The organism is Flammeovirga sp. EKP202, from assembly GCF_014534745.1.
Taxonomy (GTDB): Bacteria; Bacteroidota; Bacteroidia; order Cytophagales; family Flammeovirgaceae; genus Flammeovirga.
Window position 1 is genome coordinate 22,696 of sequence record NZ_JACVVP010000049.1, and the last position, 14,448, is coordinate 37,143.

Annotated in this window: 9 protein-coding genes; 3 read left to right on the forward strand and 6 right to left on the reverse strand. The window is 35.0% G+C overall.

Features of this window, described 5'->3' with window-relative positions:
• Window positions 1–6: 6 nt before the first annotated feature.
• Window positions 7–1,056, reverse strand: coding sequence for a hypothetical protein (locus tag IC221_RS22925; protein WP_188171181.1), 1,050 nt, complete (start codon window positions 1,054–1,056; stop codon window positions 7–9).
• Between the two features lie 203 nt (window positions 1,057–1,259).
• On the opposite strand from IC221_RS22925, the gene IC221_RS22930 reads away from it, so the two are divergent.
• A complete protein-coding gene (locus IC221_RS22930; protein WP_188171182.1) occupies window positions 1,260–2,075 on the forward strand; it encodes an alpha/beta fold hydrolase in 816 nt (271 codons plus the stop codon).
• A gap of 14 nt (window positions 2,076–2,089) precedes the next feature.
• Here IC221_RS22930 and IC221_RS22935 read toward each other — a convergent pair whose 3' ends face one another.
• From IC221_RS22935 to IC221_RS22945, 3 genes are all read right to left on the reverse strand, one after another.
• Window positions 2,090–3,922 carry an ABC transporter ATP-binding protein gene (locus IC221_RS22935; protein ID WP_188171183.1) on the reverse strand — a complete coding sequence of 611 codons (1,833 nt, stop codon included), beginning with the start codon at window positions 3,920–3,922 and terminating at the stop codon, window positions 2,090–2,092.
• A gap of 145 nt (window positions 3,923–4,067) precedes the next feature.
• Window positions 4,068–7,703 carry a SpoIIE family protein phosphatase gene (locus IC221_RS22940; protein ID WP_188171184.1) on the reverse strand — a complete coding sequence of 1,212 codons (3,636 nt, stop codon included), beginning with the start codon at window positions 7,701–7,703 and terminating at the stop codon, window positions 4,068–4,070.
• Window positions 7,704–7,915: 212 nt separating this feature from the next.
• A complete protein-coding gene (locus IC221_RS22945; protein ID WP_188171185.1) occupies window positions 7,916–10,123 on the reverse strand; it encodes an FUSC family membrane protein in 2,208 nt (735 codons plus the stop codon).
• Between the two features lie 196 nt (window positions 10,124–10,319).
• Here IC221_RS22945 and IC221_RS22950 point away from each other — a divergent pair, with 196 nt between their 5' ends.
• On the forward strand, window positions 10,320–10,856 hold the full coding sequence (locus IC221_RS22950; protein ID WP_188171186.1) for a DUF4625 domain-containing protein: 537 nt from the start codon (window positions 10,320–10,322) through the stop codon (window positions 10,854–10,856).
• A gap of 77 nt (window positions 10,857–10,933) precedes the next feature.
• A complete protein-coding gene (locus IC221_RS22955) occupies window positions 10,934–12,553 on the forward strand; it encodes an IS1182 family transposase (RefSeq protein ID WP_188171187.1) in 1,620 nt (539 codons plus the stop codon).
• A gap of 125 nt (window positions 12,554–12,678) precedes the next feature.
• On the opposite strand, the gene IC221_RS22960 is transcribed toward IC221_RS22955, so the two are convergent.
• Entirely contained in the window at window positions 12,679–13,689 is a 1,011-nt protein-coding gene (locus IC221_RS22960; protein ID WP_188171188.1) for a cytochrome-c peroxidase, read from the reverse strand.
• Window positions 13,665–14,447 (reverse strand): MbnP family protein, encoded by a 783-nt coding sequence (locus IC221_RS22965; protein ID WP_188171189.1) that lies wholly within the window; start codon window positions 14,445–14,447, stop codon window positions 13,665–13,667. The genes IC221_RS22960 and IC221_RS22965 overlap by 25 nt, the downstream gene beginning before the upstream one ends.
• Between the last annotated feature and the right edge of the window lies 1 nt (window position 14,448).

Sequence of the window (14,448 nt, forward strand, 5' to 3'; positions counted from 1 at the left end):
TTTGAATTAATTTAAGTTGACACTTAGCCAATTCATAAATTCAATAGAACGATAGATGCCTGTTGCATTATGGTCAATACCTTGAATTGTGAATAGCTGATGCTTGTGTTGATCACCATATAATGAGTCATAAAACATCTGCATATATTGAGCTCGTTTATGCCTTGAATTTTGACTGCTACTTGTAATGTCTGATCCGCCTCCTTGCCAATTGGCTTGACAACTATTGTCTGAATTGTCAAGATCTTCTGTACCGGTGACATATGTGACAAGACGATCAGTGTTTTGTGTGACTATTGTTGTAGAGTCAAGATCATTTCTGTAATCAGTAAAAGAGGTGATATCGGTAAGACCATATGCATAGTCATTGTATCCTTCACAATCTGTAGGGATTACAAATTGATTATCACTGTCAGAAAATCGTTTATTATTAATATATAAATAGGATGAGGGATCACTGACTACATACTTAAAAGTGTAGTTTTCATATTGTTGTTCAAGGTTGTTGAGTGCTGCGTACCTTTGAGTAAACTGTCCGCCAGCAGAGTGACCTATCAATACTATATTTTTGAGGTTAGGGAATTTATCAATAAATACGTAATCCTTTAAAAACTTCTCTAAAAGTAAATAAGAACTTTGTCCATCTTCAGAGTTGGCTCCTATTCTCCAAATAGCTCCAGACCAGAAAATGTTATTATCTGCAGCATTGTTGCTATAAAAAGGTGCTACGATGAGTGTTGAACCTATTTTACCTACATCAAAAACGCTATTGTACATGGATTGAAACTGATTTTGGTAATCATAATTGAGCCCGTGGACAACAAGTGTCATTGAAGTGATTTGTGGTAGAGTTGTATCGTCATTTAAATCAATGGAAGTGAAAAAAGTAGTCGTTCTCGTTGAATTGGAGTTTTCCAAGTTGACTTTCACAAATGTATCAAGGTTGGTGCCGTCTGATACTACATAATTTGGTGGTGCATCGGGCTTGTACTGACAGGAAGAGAGAAGAAATAAAAGAAAGCTTGTTAAAGCCAAAAATAGTATGCGGTTGTTCATAGTAAGAAAAGAGTGAATAATGAGTCATTATATATTAATTTAATAACGTGTATTGATTAGTAGTGAATTTGCTCTTTAGATTATATTTATTCTGACATAAAATCTAGATATAGTGCAATTGTATGTTTTTATTATTGCTTAAACTTGAGGAAATTGAAGATCTAAATTACCTATTTGTCAATCAGTTATTCTAATTATTTCTTATGGAGGTTATTTATGCTCGTCGACCCAAAAAAACGGGACAAGGCTATATTGAAAGAGAGGGAGAGAAAATTTACTATGAAAGTATTGGAGAGGGAACGGCTATTGTCTTTGGACATGGTTTAGGTGGAAGTCATGCTATCTTTTTTCAACAAGTACCGGCTTTAGCAAAGGATTATAGAGTCATTACGTTTGATCAACGTGGTTTTGGTAATTCTACTAATATTCACTTGAAACACTCACCACATACAGCCGCTGAAGATATGAAAGCTGTTCTTGATCATTTAGGCGTCGAGAAAGCTCATTTGGTAGGGCAGTCAATGGGAGGTTGGTGTATGCTTGACTTTGCAATGAATTACCCTGATAGGGTATTGTCGATTGTTTTTAGCAATTCATTGGCAGGGATTTATCAAGAAGATATCAAGCATTTTTATGCTATTCCTGCACCAAGACCACCTCTTTCAAGTCTACCTTTAGGAAAACATTTTGGGTTAGCAGATCAGTTTTATGAGAAGAAACCAGAGATCGCCTATTTATACCTTCAAATAGGATCAATGTGTCCGCCTGCACCTTCTGATATGAGAAAGTTAATCAGAGAAACTTTTTATGCTGTAGAAGAGGTCAATGCATTGAATCAAAAAATACCCATGTTATTTTGTACGGGTTCGGAAGATATTACTTTTCCTCCTGAGTGGATTAAAAAGCTCCATTCTTTAATCACTAATTCAGAACTTAAAGTTTTTCAAGGGACGGCACATTCTCCTTATTATGAATTACCAGAAGAATACAACGAAACGATAAGAGCTTTCTGTAAGTGAAAAATAAAGGGACTTTATTTTGAAGCCCCTTTTTCTCTTTCGATTCTATTTCTTAAAATATTTTGTTTAATCTTATTGAAATCTGCCGTTGGTATGGCATTGATGAGATTTTTAGTCGCCTCGGCTTTCGGGTTATTGTAAACCTCGTTGGCTAAATCCCACTCTTGAAGTTTTCCTTTTTCCATGACTAAAATTCGATCAGCAATAAATTTTACTACTGCCAAGTCATGGGAAATGAATATGTATGTAAGATTAAATTTCTCTTTTAGATCACATAATAGGTTGAGTACCATTGCTTGAACAGAAACATCCAAGGCAGATACTGATTCGTCACAGATAATAAACTTTGGTTTTGTTGCTAACGCTCTGGCAATACAAATTCTCTGTCTTTGTCCACCAGAAAACTCATGAGGATAACGGTTTAGATAGGAGCTGCTTAACCCTACTGTTTCAAGTAAACGGATGGCTTCCTTCTTTCTCGCTTTATCATCTGAAAGAATATTATGAACTTTCATAGGTTCAATAATAGATTGTCCTACAGTCGTTCGGGGATTGAGAGAAGTATATGGATTTTGAAAAATAATTTGAATATCTCTTCTCAGGTTGTTCATTTCTCTTTTAGGAATAGTCGCTAGATCTTTTCCTTCAAAATAAACATGCCCATCTTTAGGTTCTATCAGCCTGAGTATGCATCGTCCCAACGTAGTTTTGCCACAACCTGAGCGACCAACAAGCCCTAGTGTTTCCCCTTCATTTACTTGGAAGCTTATATCATCCACAGCTGTAAACGATTTAATTTCTTTGCCCCATATATTTTTCTTGATAGGGAAAGATGCTGTAAGATTTTTTACTTCTAAGATTGGAGGTTTATCAAGGATCTTCTTTTGCTTTTCATATACCTTGCTCTCATCTTGGGCATTAAGAATCAGTGCTTGCCCTACAGACATAAACTTCGCTTTTGATTTCCCAGTTTTTGAAACGTCTTCTAAGAAGTCATCCAGGGTAGGTAGCCTTTTTAAAGTGATATCAATTCTAGGTCTACAAGCTAAGAGTCCTTTTGTATAGGGGTGCTGAGGATTATTAAAAACATCAAACACAGTACCGTATTCAACAATAATACCCTTACGCATTACTATGATCTTATCAGCCATTTGTGCAACAGTAGATAAGTCATGGGATATAAACATGCAGGCCGTATTTCTTGTTTCTTTAAATTGATAAAATAGATCAAGAATACCTTTTTGTGAAGTGACATCCAATGCCGTTGTTGGTTCATCAGCAATTAAAAGACTAGGATTACAAGCCAATGCAATACTGATCAATACTCTTTGCTTCTGTCCTCCAGAAAGCTGATGGGGATAACTGTGAAATACTTTTTTTGGGTTTTTGAGCTGTGCTAAATCAAAAGCTTGAAGTGCTTTTTTTCTTGCAGCAGCGTGGCTGATCTTTTTCTCATGTATTTTAATGGTCTCAATTAATTGATAACCACAAGTAAGAACAGGGTTTAGTGAACTCATGGGGTCTTGAAAAATCATTCCGATTTCACTACCACGAATATCCCTTATTTCTTTTTTATTTAAAGCTAAAAGATTAAGCGTACCCTTTGTTTTACTATTAAATAGAATTTCTCCTGAGTTGATGGAGGCATTATCAGATAATAATTGGAGTAAGGATAGGGCAGTGACTGATTTACCTGAGCCTGATTCACCAACGATGCCCAAAGTCTCTCCAGATTTAAGAGCAAAGTTTATACTGTGTACGGCAGTGGAACTACCTCTTTCTTCATTATTAAAAGAAATTGATAGGTCTTTTACTTCTAAGAGAATGTCAGCCTTATTTTTCTCCATAAATTAGTATCTCAGATTAATTGAAGTCGTAAATTAGTAAGAGGAGCGTTTAAACAATAATTTTAAACAAAAAAATATTAAAAAATGGACAAACTCCTATTCTGAAAAGCTGAATTTTCATCAAAATAGAGGTTTGTAAAATGCTTTAAAGCTCTATGCCAAGTACTGTAATATCATCTCTTTGTGGAATGTTATTTTGATGTACATCTAAGGCCGCTTCAATTAAATCACCTAAATCTTCTAAAGGTTGATCAATATGCTTTCTGATATAGGTCTCAAAATATCTTCGACCAAACTTATCATTATTTTCGTTGTTTTGATCTAATATTCCATCGGTCAACATCAGTAAATAATCTCCTTCTTCAAACTCAATCTGCTGTGTTTCAAATTCTCTACCTACTTTTTGTTTACCTCCAATCGCTTTTTTACTTCCTCTGTGTCTTTCTAATAAACCATATTTTTTCCTTACGATATAAATATCACTTTTGGCTCCTGAGAAAAACATTTTAGGAACGCCATTGATGGTCTCGAATTTACAAAGAGCGATGTCCATGCCATCATTAATGGTATTTTCTTGTTGACGTAAATAAGTGATCACCCTTTGGTTTAACATTTCAAGAATGATAGAGGTGTCTTGAGTTAACTTTTTATCCACAACTTCTTGTAGGATAGTTTTTCCGATCATAGACATTAAAGCACCTGGTACACCATGGCCCGTACAGTCCACAACGGCAAAGAATTTTACAAGTGAGCCGTCCATTTTCTTGGTTTCACCATACCAATAAAAATCTCCACTAACAATGTCCTTTGGTCGATAAATAGAAAACAACTTCTTGAATTTACTTTCCAGTAAACCAATAGGAGGTAGGATTGCATATTGAATGGTTTGAGCGGCCCTAAGACTATTCGTAATTTTTATATTTTGATCGTTTACTTGTGTCATGGCGTCATCAAGTTCCTCTTTCACTAGTTCCACTTTTCTTTTTTGAAGATAAGCTCTTCGGATAATAACAATCAAACCGATGACAAGTAAAAGGAGGCCACACATTGCCAAGAAGTAAGTTAAAATCTCTTTTTGATGTTCAGCTTCAGAGATTTGATTTTCTTCTTTGAACTTCATCATTCGATCTTCCTTTTCTTGAAGCTTGTTTCTTAAAACACCAATCATTGCAAGAAGAGAACTGTCTTGTGAAGAGAAAATGGTATCTGTCTTGGCGGTTAATTTACTTTCGAGTCTACTTAATTCCGCATTCAGAGAGTCAATTTCATATTGAGCAATTAACTCTTTATTCTCTGCTTTTTCATAAACACTTAAAAAATCATTTCTTAAAGAAAGTTCTTCTCTTCTCTGCTCAATGGTTTTTTCTGTCGCTCCCTCACCTAAAACAGCAACCTCAATATTTTCAATCACTTCCTCTTCTTCTTCAATATTGACAGTGATTGTTAAAGTCTTTTGGATATTATCATAAAATCGATTGATGATTTCATGGGCGTGGATATGTACTAAGCTGATCGATCCTTCAAACTCAGAAGGAGTCATTTCTACTTTTAGGTCGGTATAACCTCTGCTGTTGGTTGAAGCAAATTTGCCATCAGCAAGAATTAGGGCATCACTTACAAAATTTCCATCTTGATCAATTACTCTAAAACCGATGTTAGAAATAGATTGTTCGTTTGAAACCTTCATTTTGATATACTGAGAGTATTCTCTTCTTTCTTGTGCAAACGAGCGCAAGCTTCTACCCGGAACCATAACCTCAAAGTTGGTCTTTAAACGAATACCAATAGGAAAGGTAATTGAGAATTCACCGTTTTGATCAGTAGAAGTAGAGAATAATCGATTATTTACAAAAATATGCAATGCTTTATTGGTAATAGGATTATTATCTTCATTGATTACTCTTCCTTCTAGTACATCTTGTAATTTATCTCTAAGTAAAATGATGATTTTATCATTTTCAATGAACCATGACTTGAGTTCCATGTCCTCTTTAGCCACCGTGACTACTCTTGGCGTACTGAAAAGCCCATCATTTATATTAATATGATAAGTAAATTCACCATTGCTGTCTGATTTAAAAGGTTTGTTATTGACAGTGATTTCAGCATTGCTTATTGGTAATCCTCTGTAGGAAACTTTCCCTTTCATCGTGGGTGCTTTTGTTTCCTTGATGGTCATTTCTATGCCTTGATTCGAACCAAGCATAGGGTTGATGTCAAAAGTGTTATGGACTTTAACAGGAATTACATTGGGAGGAGCACTTGCTAAAACAACACCATCTTCATTACTGTTTTCCTTAATAACATAAAAATGTTGTTCCTCTTCTTTTTCATTTCGAATTCCAATTTTGATAGAATAAGTACCTTCATGAAAAATGTTGGAATTTTTCTCCACTTTGATGTAAAAATTATTGTCAATATCAGCCAATAGAGAGTAGGCTCCTTTTTCATTGGTGACCGTTTCATAAAGCTGTTCTTTGGATTCTAAACGAACAGAAGCATTGACTAAAGGCTCTCCATCTTCTTTCTCAACGACACCATTGATACGAACTTTGTCAAAGAAAAATACTTGGAAAATATCTAATTGACCTATTGATTCTGCTCTAGCGGAGGAGAAGTACCCAATTTTCCCATACATACTGAAATACGTATCATCAGAAGTGGAATTAATAGGTACACCAAGGTTTTGAGGAGCTGTCCATTGGTCGGTCTGATCATCATAAACCGATCTAAAAATATCGTAACCTCCCATGGAATGATGTCCTTTTGAAGAGAAAAATAACTCACCTTCTGCATTGATAAAGGGGGAATCTTCATCTTGTGGGGTGTTCAGTTCAGTAAGCTCTTCAGGTTCATTCCATTGTCTTTTTCTTTTATTCCAAGTAGAATGAAAAAGGTCAAGGTCATCTGTATCATTGAACCCTCTAGAGGCGAAATATAAATGTTGTAGATCTTCAGTGATGAATGCATGTGTTTCTTGAGCAGGTGAATTGATGCCTTTTACAAGGTACTCACCTCCCCAGCTATCCCCGGTTTTTTCTCTTTGATAGATGTTTCCATCTCTGTAAAGCAGGGCTTTAGTGTCATTGTCAAAAAGTTGGATTGTGGCTGCATGACCGTCAGCAGAAAGTTCCTCAACTCTGGCAGGATTTGCCCATTCGTCATTGGCATCCATGTACGCATGGTAAATTTGCTCAAAACGACTGCCCTTAGAGCTTTTCTCATCTCCAAGTTTTGTTACTCTTGTAAATAGGAAGGATTGATGGTCTTTGGTAAGTGTTATGCTATGTTCATTGAATTTTGAATTGACCTTATCTCCTAAATGCCTAACGATTACTTTATTCTTATCTGAAAGAATCACTTTGGCATTTTCAATCTGTTGTTTTAGAATATCTACATCTTCTACTCCTTTTGAAAATAAAGTAGCTTGATAGATCGCATCTTCAGCAAGGTGAATCTTCCCAAGTGCTAAATATCCTTCAGCAATGTAATAATGAAAGTCTGCACTCTGAGCTGCTGAAGATTTTTTGATAGATTCCAATAGTTCAATACCCTCTTTAGGAAGGTTGGTTTTGATATAACAAACAGCCAAACTATAGATGTAGGATTCATTATTAGGGTACAGGTTAACAAGTGGCTCAATGTATTGTAGAGCCTCTGCATAATTATGTTGGGTATAAGCCTTACGTGCTTGTTTCTCTAATTGCTTGGAGTCTTGAGCAAACAGTTTAAAAGGGATAATTAGCAGTAGTAAAGTAATATATTTAAGCAAATTCTGCATAAATAGCTTTAGGTAGTAAAAGTTTAATCTAATAAAGTAAAGAGTTACGAAAAAAGTTACAAGTAATACATTATGAAATGAAATTAATACTTAAATTCTTTCTAGGATATTTTTGAGTAAATTCTATCATTACTAAAAATACAACATTTACATTTATTATAAAACTTTGGAAATTGAAATATTTGTTTAATACAGAGCAGTCAACGTTTGATTTATATACGTTGGAGATTGTAAGTGTATTGTTTTAGGCAGTTGACATTTTCTCCTATTCTTCTAAATTGATTGTTAATAATCACAATATCAGATAGTTTATTGATGTTTTCTGACTCTTTAATACCTAATTGTAGTTCTTTTTCTCGGATTTTTTCCAAATTTTCAGTCTCATTATCTATTGTAGTTAGAAATCTGTTAATGTCCTCATCCTCAAGGATGTTACTTTTGCCTTGAATGTATAATGCAAGGTGTTCTAATGTGTTACAAATACTATCAATAAAAAGTTCCAACTCAGAATATTGATATTTTTTCGAAAGACGTTCCACATTTGCAGAAAGTGTGGCGGTATGGGAAAAAATCATGCGTATAGTAGCAATAAATTCATAGAGGTCAGTGGAGGGTACTTGGTTGGATTTCGGGTCATTGAGCATAGTTTGAAAGCTCATTGCAAGGTTAGCATTTGAAAGTTGAGCTCGCTTTCTTGCAAGCTTATAGTTGTTGTGGTTCAGTGATTTAATTCCTGTAAAACCAATTGCTACCTCTCTAAAATAATCGCTATTAGCTCTAATAGATTCAACAATTCTTAATTTGATTTTATTCTTTTCGAATTCCGGCAAAATGGCGAAACTGATGACATAGGCAATAATTCCACCGAGTGCTGTATCAATAATTCTAGCAATAGCAATTTCAAAATTTGTAGGGGTATTAATCGCAATCAACAATAAAATAAAAGGAGTGAGAAGCGTCATCCCCAATCTGTAATCTTTCGCTAGTGTCCCGAATGTACCAATACCTAAAGGAATGAGGACAATGAGATACAAAAAAGGATTATCTGTCACCCACATAATAATAGAGGCAATGACGATTCCGAGTGAAGTTCCTACAATTCTTGCAATCATTCGTTGTTTAGTGATAGCAAACGAAGGTTTCATAATCACTGCTATTGAAAGCCAAATCCAATACCCTCTATCTAAGTCAAAGAAGAAGGCAGATGTGTAGCCCAACATCATTGCCATAGCAATTTTTATGGCGTGTCTGAAGTGACCTGAAGAGAGTGTTAAGTTATCTGATAAGTTACCTTGTTCCGGCTTAGTTAGAAAGTTAGGGAGTCTTAGACCATCTGTATGAGAACGGTCACTCATCTTTTTCCAATCTGTAAATTCTGCTACTTCAAAGGTAAGTCGGTCTATCCTTTTGAAATTTCTAAGAATATTTTTTACCTCTGCAAACCAAGAAATAGGTGTTTTACGGTTGTCTTGGTCTCTTAAGCTTTCAAATAATTGATTGACTTCATCAAAAGATTGATCTAAAGAAAGTAGTTGTTCAACCGCTTCTCTTTTTTGAATAGATCGAGCAAGAATAGACATATTTCCACCCAGTTGATAGAAAAGCTTTTCTAAATTGTAGGGGAGTAGTGTATTTTTAAATTCCTCATGTAGAGAAGAGTATTTGATGTGCGTTGCACTTGTTTTTTCAAAAATATCAATGGAAAATCGCATTATTAATATCAGGGAACGACCGTGAGGAGTTGCACCTTGTAATGCAGAACGCTGTGTCAGGAGAAGGTTTCTGATTTCTTCTTGTTTATGCTCTATTTGTGTTTGTATTGCAAATAGTTTTCTTTCATTTTCTTTAGAATTGGGATTAGTGAAAAGTCGGGCTTTTGTTCTCATGTATTCAGCCATCAATTCATAATTTTCACCAAGAAGTTTCTCTATTGTAGCATATGGTCTTACTTGCCATAGCAAAAGTGAATTAAAACTATACCAAAGTCCGCCTCCCAGCATGGCAATAAACGTTGGAATTAATTCACGATTATCCAAACCAAAGCCCAGCCCCAAACTTACAGAAATAAGAACACTATTTCCGATCATGGTAGATCGGTTTCCAAATATTGAGAGCAGTGCTGCTAGGAAAGAAACTGTACCAAGGTACACTAATCCCACTGAAGGCCATGTGATGGTAAAAGCCATGCCTAGTGCACAAATTGTATTCAGAAAAGCACCTCCAATTAACCCTTTTGCTTTTTCATTCCAATTTCCAGGTGAATCGGATAAGCCTACAGTTAGTGCTCCTATACTTACGGCTGTAGCTATTGAACTGGTATTGGTGAGAAGCCCCAATAGTAAAGGAAACAAGATAGACCACGTGAGTCTTAATCCATTTGAAAATTGGTTACTTCTAAAAAATGAGCTGATTTGATCCATTATGAAAGGATGAGGTGATAATGTGGCTTTGTTAATGACTATATACGATTGTCGCATATATGTGAATCAAAGCAAAATTATGAAGAATAAATATAAAAAGCTGTCATAATATCTGAACATCGCTAGATATTATTGCTTTTAATTTAAAAGATTTGCTACTTGCGACAGTATTGCACAAACACAACTAAAAATAATCATGAAAAAGAATTTTGTACTAATTTCACTATTATTAATCGGCTTATTTTCTTGTGACAACGACACTGATGAGCAAGGCCCACTACCAACAATCAGCAACTATACAGTTGAAGGTGAGCACGATCACGGTTCTCATGAAAGATCATTAGACGAAGGTGAAGAGACAGAGTTAGAGATGGGTGGCGAAGCTCATATTGATGCTGAGTTAGCAGGACAAAACCTAAAAACAGTTTTATTAGATATTCACTGGGGTGAAGGTCATACACACGACCGTGTTCAAAGTGTAGAAGATTCAGTACAATGGACAGAAAAAATTGAGTGGAACTTTGGTGTAGAAGGTGGTTTAACACCTGAAGGAATTTTCCCTAGCAATCACGATTTCCACCAACACATTGATGTTCCTTCTGAAATCGATGGCAAGCCAGTAAAAGAAGGTGAGTACCACTTTGTGTTGTTCTTATGGGATCAAGATGGTAACGAAACTCAACAAGCTTTAACAGTTCATGTTCACGCTCACGAAGAAGAAGAAGAACTTTAAGAAGTTGTCAAAATAGAAAAAAAGAGGCTGTCTCATAATTGAAAAAATGAGTCAGTCTTTTTTTGTATCTTAGAAGTATGGCAAACTCTGAGAAAACATTTAAGTCTTACGATCAACACCAAACGCTCTTATTTCCTACCAATCTTTCATCAATGATAGATCAATATCATCCCGTGCGTTTTGTGAGTGATATTATAGATAATTTAGATCTTTCCCTTTTAATCACCGATTACTCCTCCAATGGAGCTAGTGCTTATCATCCGAAAATGATGTTAAAAGTATGGATCTATGCTTACCTAAACAATATTTATTCAACAAGAAAATTAGAGACCTTTTTAAAGGAAAATATCCATGGAATGTGGCTTTCTGGTATGCAAACACCTGATCACAATACATTAAGCCGTTTTCGCAGTGGGAAATTGAAGCCACATATCAAAAAGGTATTTTTCAAAATTGTTAAATTTCTTATCGATCAAGATCAGCTTGATCTTACTGTTGCCTACACCGATGGGACAAAAATTGAAAGTGTTGCTAACAAATACACATTTGTATGGGCTAAAAAAGTCAAAAACGCCCAAATCAACATTTCAAAAGCACTAGAAAAAATCTGGGATTATGCCGAAGAATTGTCCACAGATGAGTTTAAAAACAAAAGACCAGACTCCTTGGTACCGATCTCAGGTGATCATATGCTAGACTTGTTAACTGACATAGAAGAAGAGTTAAAAGACAAAGAAGTATCTAAAGAGATCCAAAGAAAAATCACTTATGCAAAAACAACACAAGCACCGAAAATAGATCAATACAAAAAGCAAGAAGAGATTCTTGATGGAAGAAATAGCTACTCTAAAACAGATCATGATGCGACTTTCATGAAAATGAAAGATGATCCTATGAAGAATGGGCAGTTAAAACCTTCTTATAATACTCAAGTTTCAACTGAAAACGAATATGCGATAAATTATTCCATTCATCAAACAGCAGGAGATTCTACTACTTTTAAAGAGCATCATGATGAAATTAAAGAAGAGTTGGGTAAACATACAGAAATAGCCGTAGCAGACTCCGGGTATGGGTCTGAAGAGAATTACAACTATTTAGAAAAGAATGATATTGAGAATTTGGTAAAGTATGCAGGGCTTCATAGCGAACTGCGTACACGGAAAAAGGAAGCGTTTAAGTTTACTCCTAACTCATTTTATATTAATGAAGAACTCAATTTTGCTGTTTGTCCAATGGGACAGAAAATGGAGTTTATTGGGATAAAAGAACAAAAAAGTACGACAGGTTTCAAACAAGAAATTCATAGATATGCAGCAAGGAACTGTAAAAACTGCCCATTACAACCAAGATGTTTTAAAAGCAAATACAAAGACAAAAACAAGGTACTTTCAATCAACTTAAAAGTAATAAGGTACCGTAAAAAAGCGAAAGAAAACCTCACAAGTAAAGAGGGTGAAGAGCTAAGAAAAAGACGATGTGCAGAGGTTGAACAGTTTTTTGGACAAATGAAAGGCAATAAAAAGTTTAAGCGATTTCTGATGAAAGGAATTGATAAGGTGAGTATTGAATTAGGGTTACTATTCATCTCTATGAATATACAGAAATACGTCAGAAAGAAGCTGGCAGAGGCTAAAAGTGCCTTATTTTATGAGTCTGAAGCACTGATTTATTCAAATTACGGTTGTGTAGCATGAAAGAGTTACTTTTTAAGGCTAAAGAACTATTATTTCTGATTGCTTTAAAAAAAGGGAATAAAAAAGAGGCTGTAACCATAACTGTTGAGTTATGAGACAGCCTCTTTTTTTTTATACCTTGAATTTTAATTCAATTCCAAAAAAGAAGAATCCATCAGTGTCTCCAGAAAAGCAATTAAGTTCTCTCTTTCACTCATTTCAAAGTGAATACCATTAATTAATGCTGAATCAAGAGTAGGGGTAATTTGAATCTTCTTTTCGTAATGATCCAATACCTCGTTAATTGAATTAAAACGACCGTCATGCATATAAGGAACAGTTGCAAAAAGATTACGAAGTGTCGGTGTTTTATACTTCAAAATATCTTCTTCTACTCTCGTAATACGACCTCTTCCTTTATTTATTCCTTCATGTTGATCAGAATAAGTGGTGTCTAACCCATTATTATGATATTCAAAGTCGGTGAAAAAAGGCTCTTTGTGACAGCTGCTACATTTTTCTTGATAGACCTTATAACCTAAGCTTTCTTTTACAGAGAATTGATACTTTCCATTTAGATAAGAATCATATTTACTTTGGTTTGAAATCAGTGTCCTAACATATTGAGCCAATGCCCTCGCCAGATGTGCAGAATAAACTTTATCAACACCAAAAGCCTTTTTAAATTCTTCTTTATAATAAGTGGAGGTATTAATGTTTGATATTAGAAGTTTTAAGTCAGTCCCCATTTCATCTTCATGGGTCAAAGGCCCAAAGATGAGTGACTCAATATTTTTAGCTCCACCGTCCCAAAACCAACCACTTGCCCAAGCGATATTGATTAATGCAGGTGAGTTTCTCAATAATGGTTTATGACTTACACCTTGAGTAGATAGAGAAACGTTTTCACCAAACCCATACTGAGGTTGGTGACAATGTGCACAGGATACAGTTGAATCCTTTGATAAGTGTGGATCAAAAAAGAGTTTTCGGCCTAATTCAACTTTTAAAGGATCCATTTCATTATGCTCAGGAGCGGGTATATTTTGATATGAAATGACAGAAGCTTGTCTATTTTCTTCACATGAAAATAAACAAGCTCCTATAAATATCGTGATACCGATGAGTGGGACTATTTTGAGAAAATATCTTTCCATTCGAACATCTGAGCGTAATTGTCAGCGATTAGTTGAGTATTAGGTCCAAACATGGTGTCCTGATCAGTATCATTATTGAAATCGATGAAATTTGTCTTTCTTTGATCTTCAGGAACTAAAGCTTCTTTTTTGTCACCGAAGATGAAATCCACATGTACATCTAAAACGATTTCTTGTTTGCTGTTTTGATTTAGAAAGATTTCCTTCCCGCTAAATTTGACAGTTCTATAATTTGCATCACCCCCAATATGGTATACAAGTCCTTTCGAGTTGGTATCATCAATTAATCGAAGACCTTCCACTAACATAAACTTATAGCCAGTATCCCAATTCCAAGCCATTCCATTGGCAGGGTCTAAATCTCCAATTTGATCAGTATTGTAGTTTGCTGAGTTATCTACACCTACAGAAAATTCCAACTCAGAAAAAGCACGATTGGGAAGTCCTGTAAGGACAATACTTGTATCTGCTTGATCAATCATTTCAATCAAATGATAGCTTTCAGGAATTTTATAATAATTGGTGGCTGAGGTGTCTCTTAACACAACATTGGACAAGTAAAAACGAAAATCACTAATGGTATAACTTTGACTTAATGCATTAATATATTCTTTATTGTAAGTCAAAGAAGAATCATCGTGAATTAGGTTAAATTTGATTGTTAATTCTCCTGTTCCTGCGGCATCAAAAGTTTCTTTGTGAGAATCACACCCAATTAAAAAACAGGAAAATAAGAGTAATAAAAATATTTGCTTCATG

Excerpts from the sequence above, each read along its gene's own strand:
- IC221_RS22925 (WP_188171181.1), bottom strand. The coding sequence starts at position 1,056 with ATGAACAACCGCATACTATTTTTGGCTTTAACAAGCTTTCTTTTATTT.
- IC221_RS22930 (WP_188171182.1), top strand. The coding sequence starts at position 1,260 with ATGGAGGTTATTTATGCTCGTCGACCCAAAAAAACGGGACAAGGCTAT.
- IC221_RS22935 (WP_188171183.1), bottom strand. The coding sequence starts at position 3,922 with ATGGAGAAAAATAAGGCTGACATTCTCTTAGAAGTAAAAGACCTATCA.
- IC221_RS22940 (WP_188171184.1), bottom strand. The coding sequence starts at position 7,703 with ATGCAGAATTTGCTTAAATATATTACTTTACTACTGCTAATTATCCCT.
- IC221_RS22945 (WP_188171185.1), bottom strand. The coding sequence starts at position 10,123 with ATGGATCAAATCAGCTCATTTTTTAGAAGTAACCAATTTTCAAATGGA.
- IC221_RS22950 (WP_188171186.1), top strand. The coding sequence starts at position 10,320 with ATGAAAAAGAATTTTGTACTAATTTCACTATTATTAATCGGCTTATTT.
- IC221_RS22955 (WP_188171187.1), top strand. The coding sequence starts at position 10,934 with ATGGCAAACTCTGAGAAAACATTTAAGTCTTACGATCAACACCAAACG.
- IC221_RS22960 (WP_188171188.1), bottom strand. The coding sequence starts at position 13,689 with ATGGAAAGATATTTTCTCAAAATAGTCCCACTCATCGGTATCACGATA.
- IC221_RS22965 (WP_188171189.1), bottom strand. The coding sequence starts at position 14,447 with ATGAAGCAAATATTTTTATTACTCTTATTTTCCTGTTTTTTAATTGGG.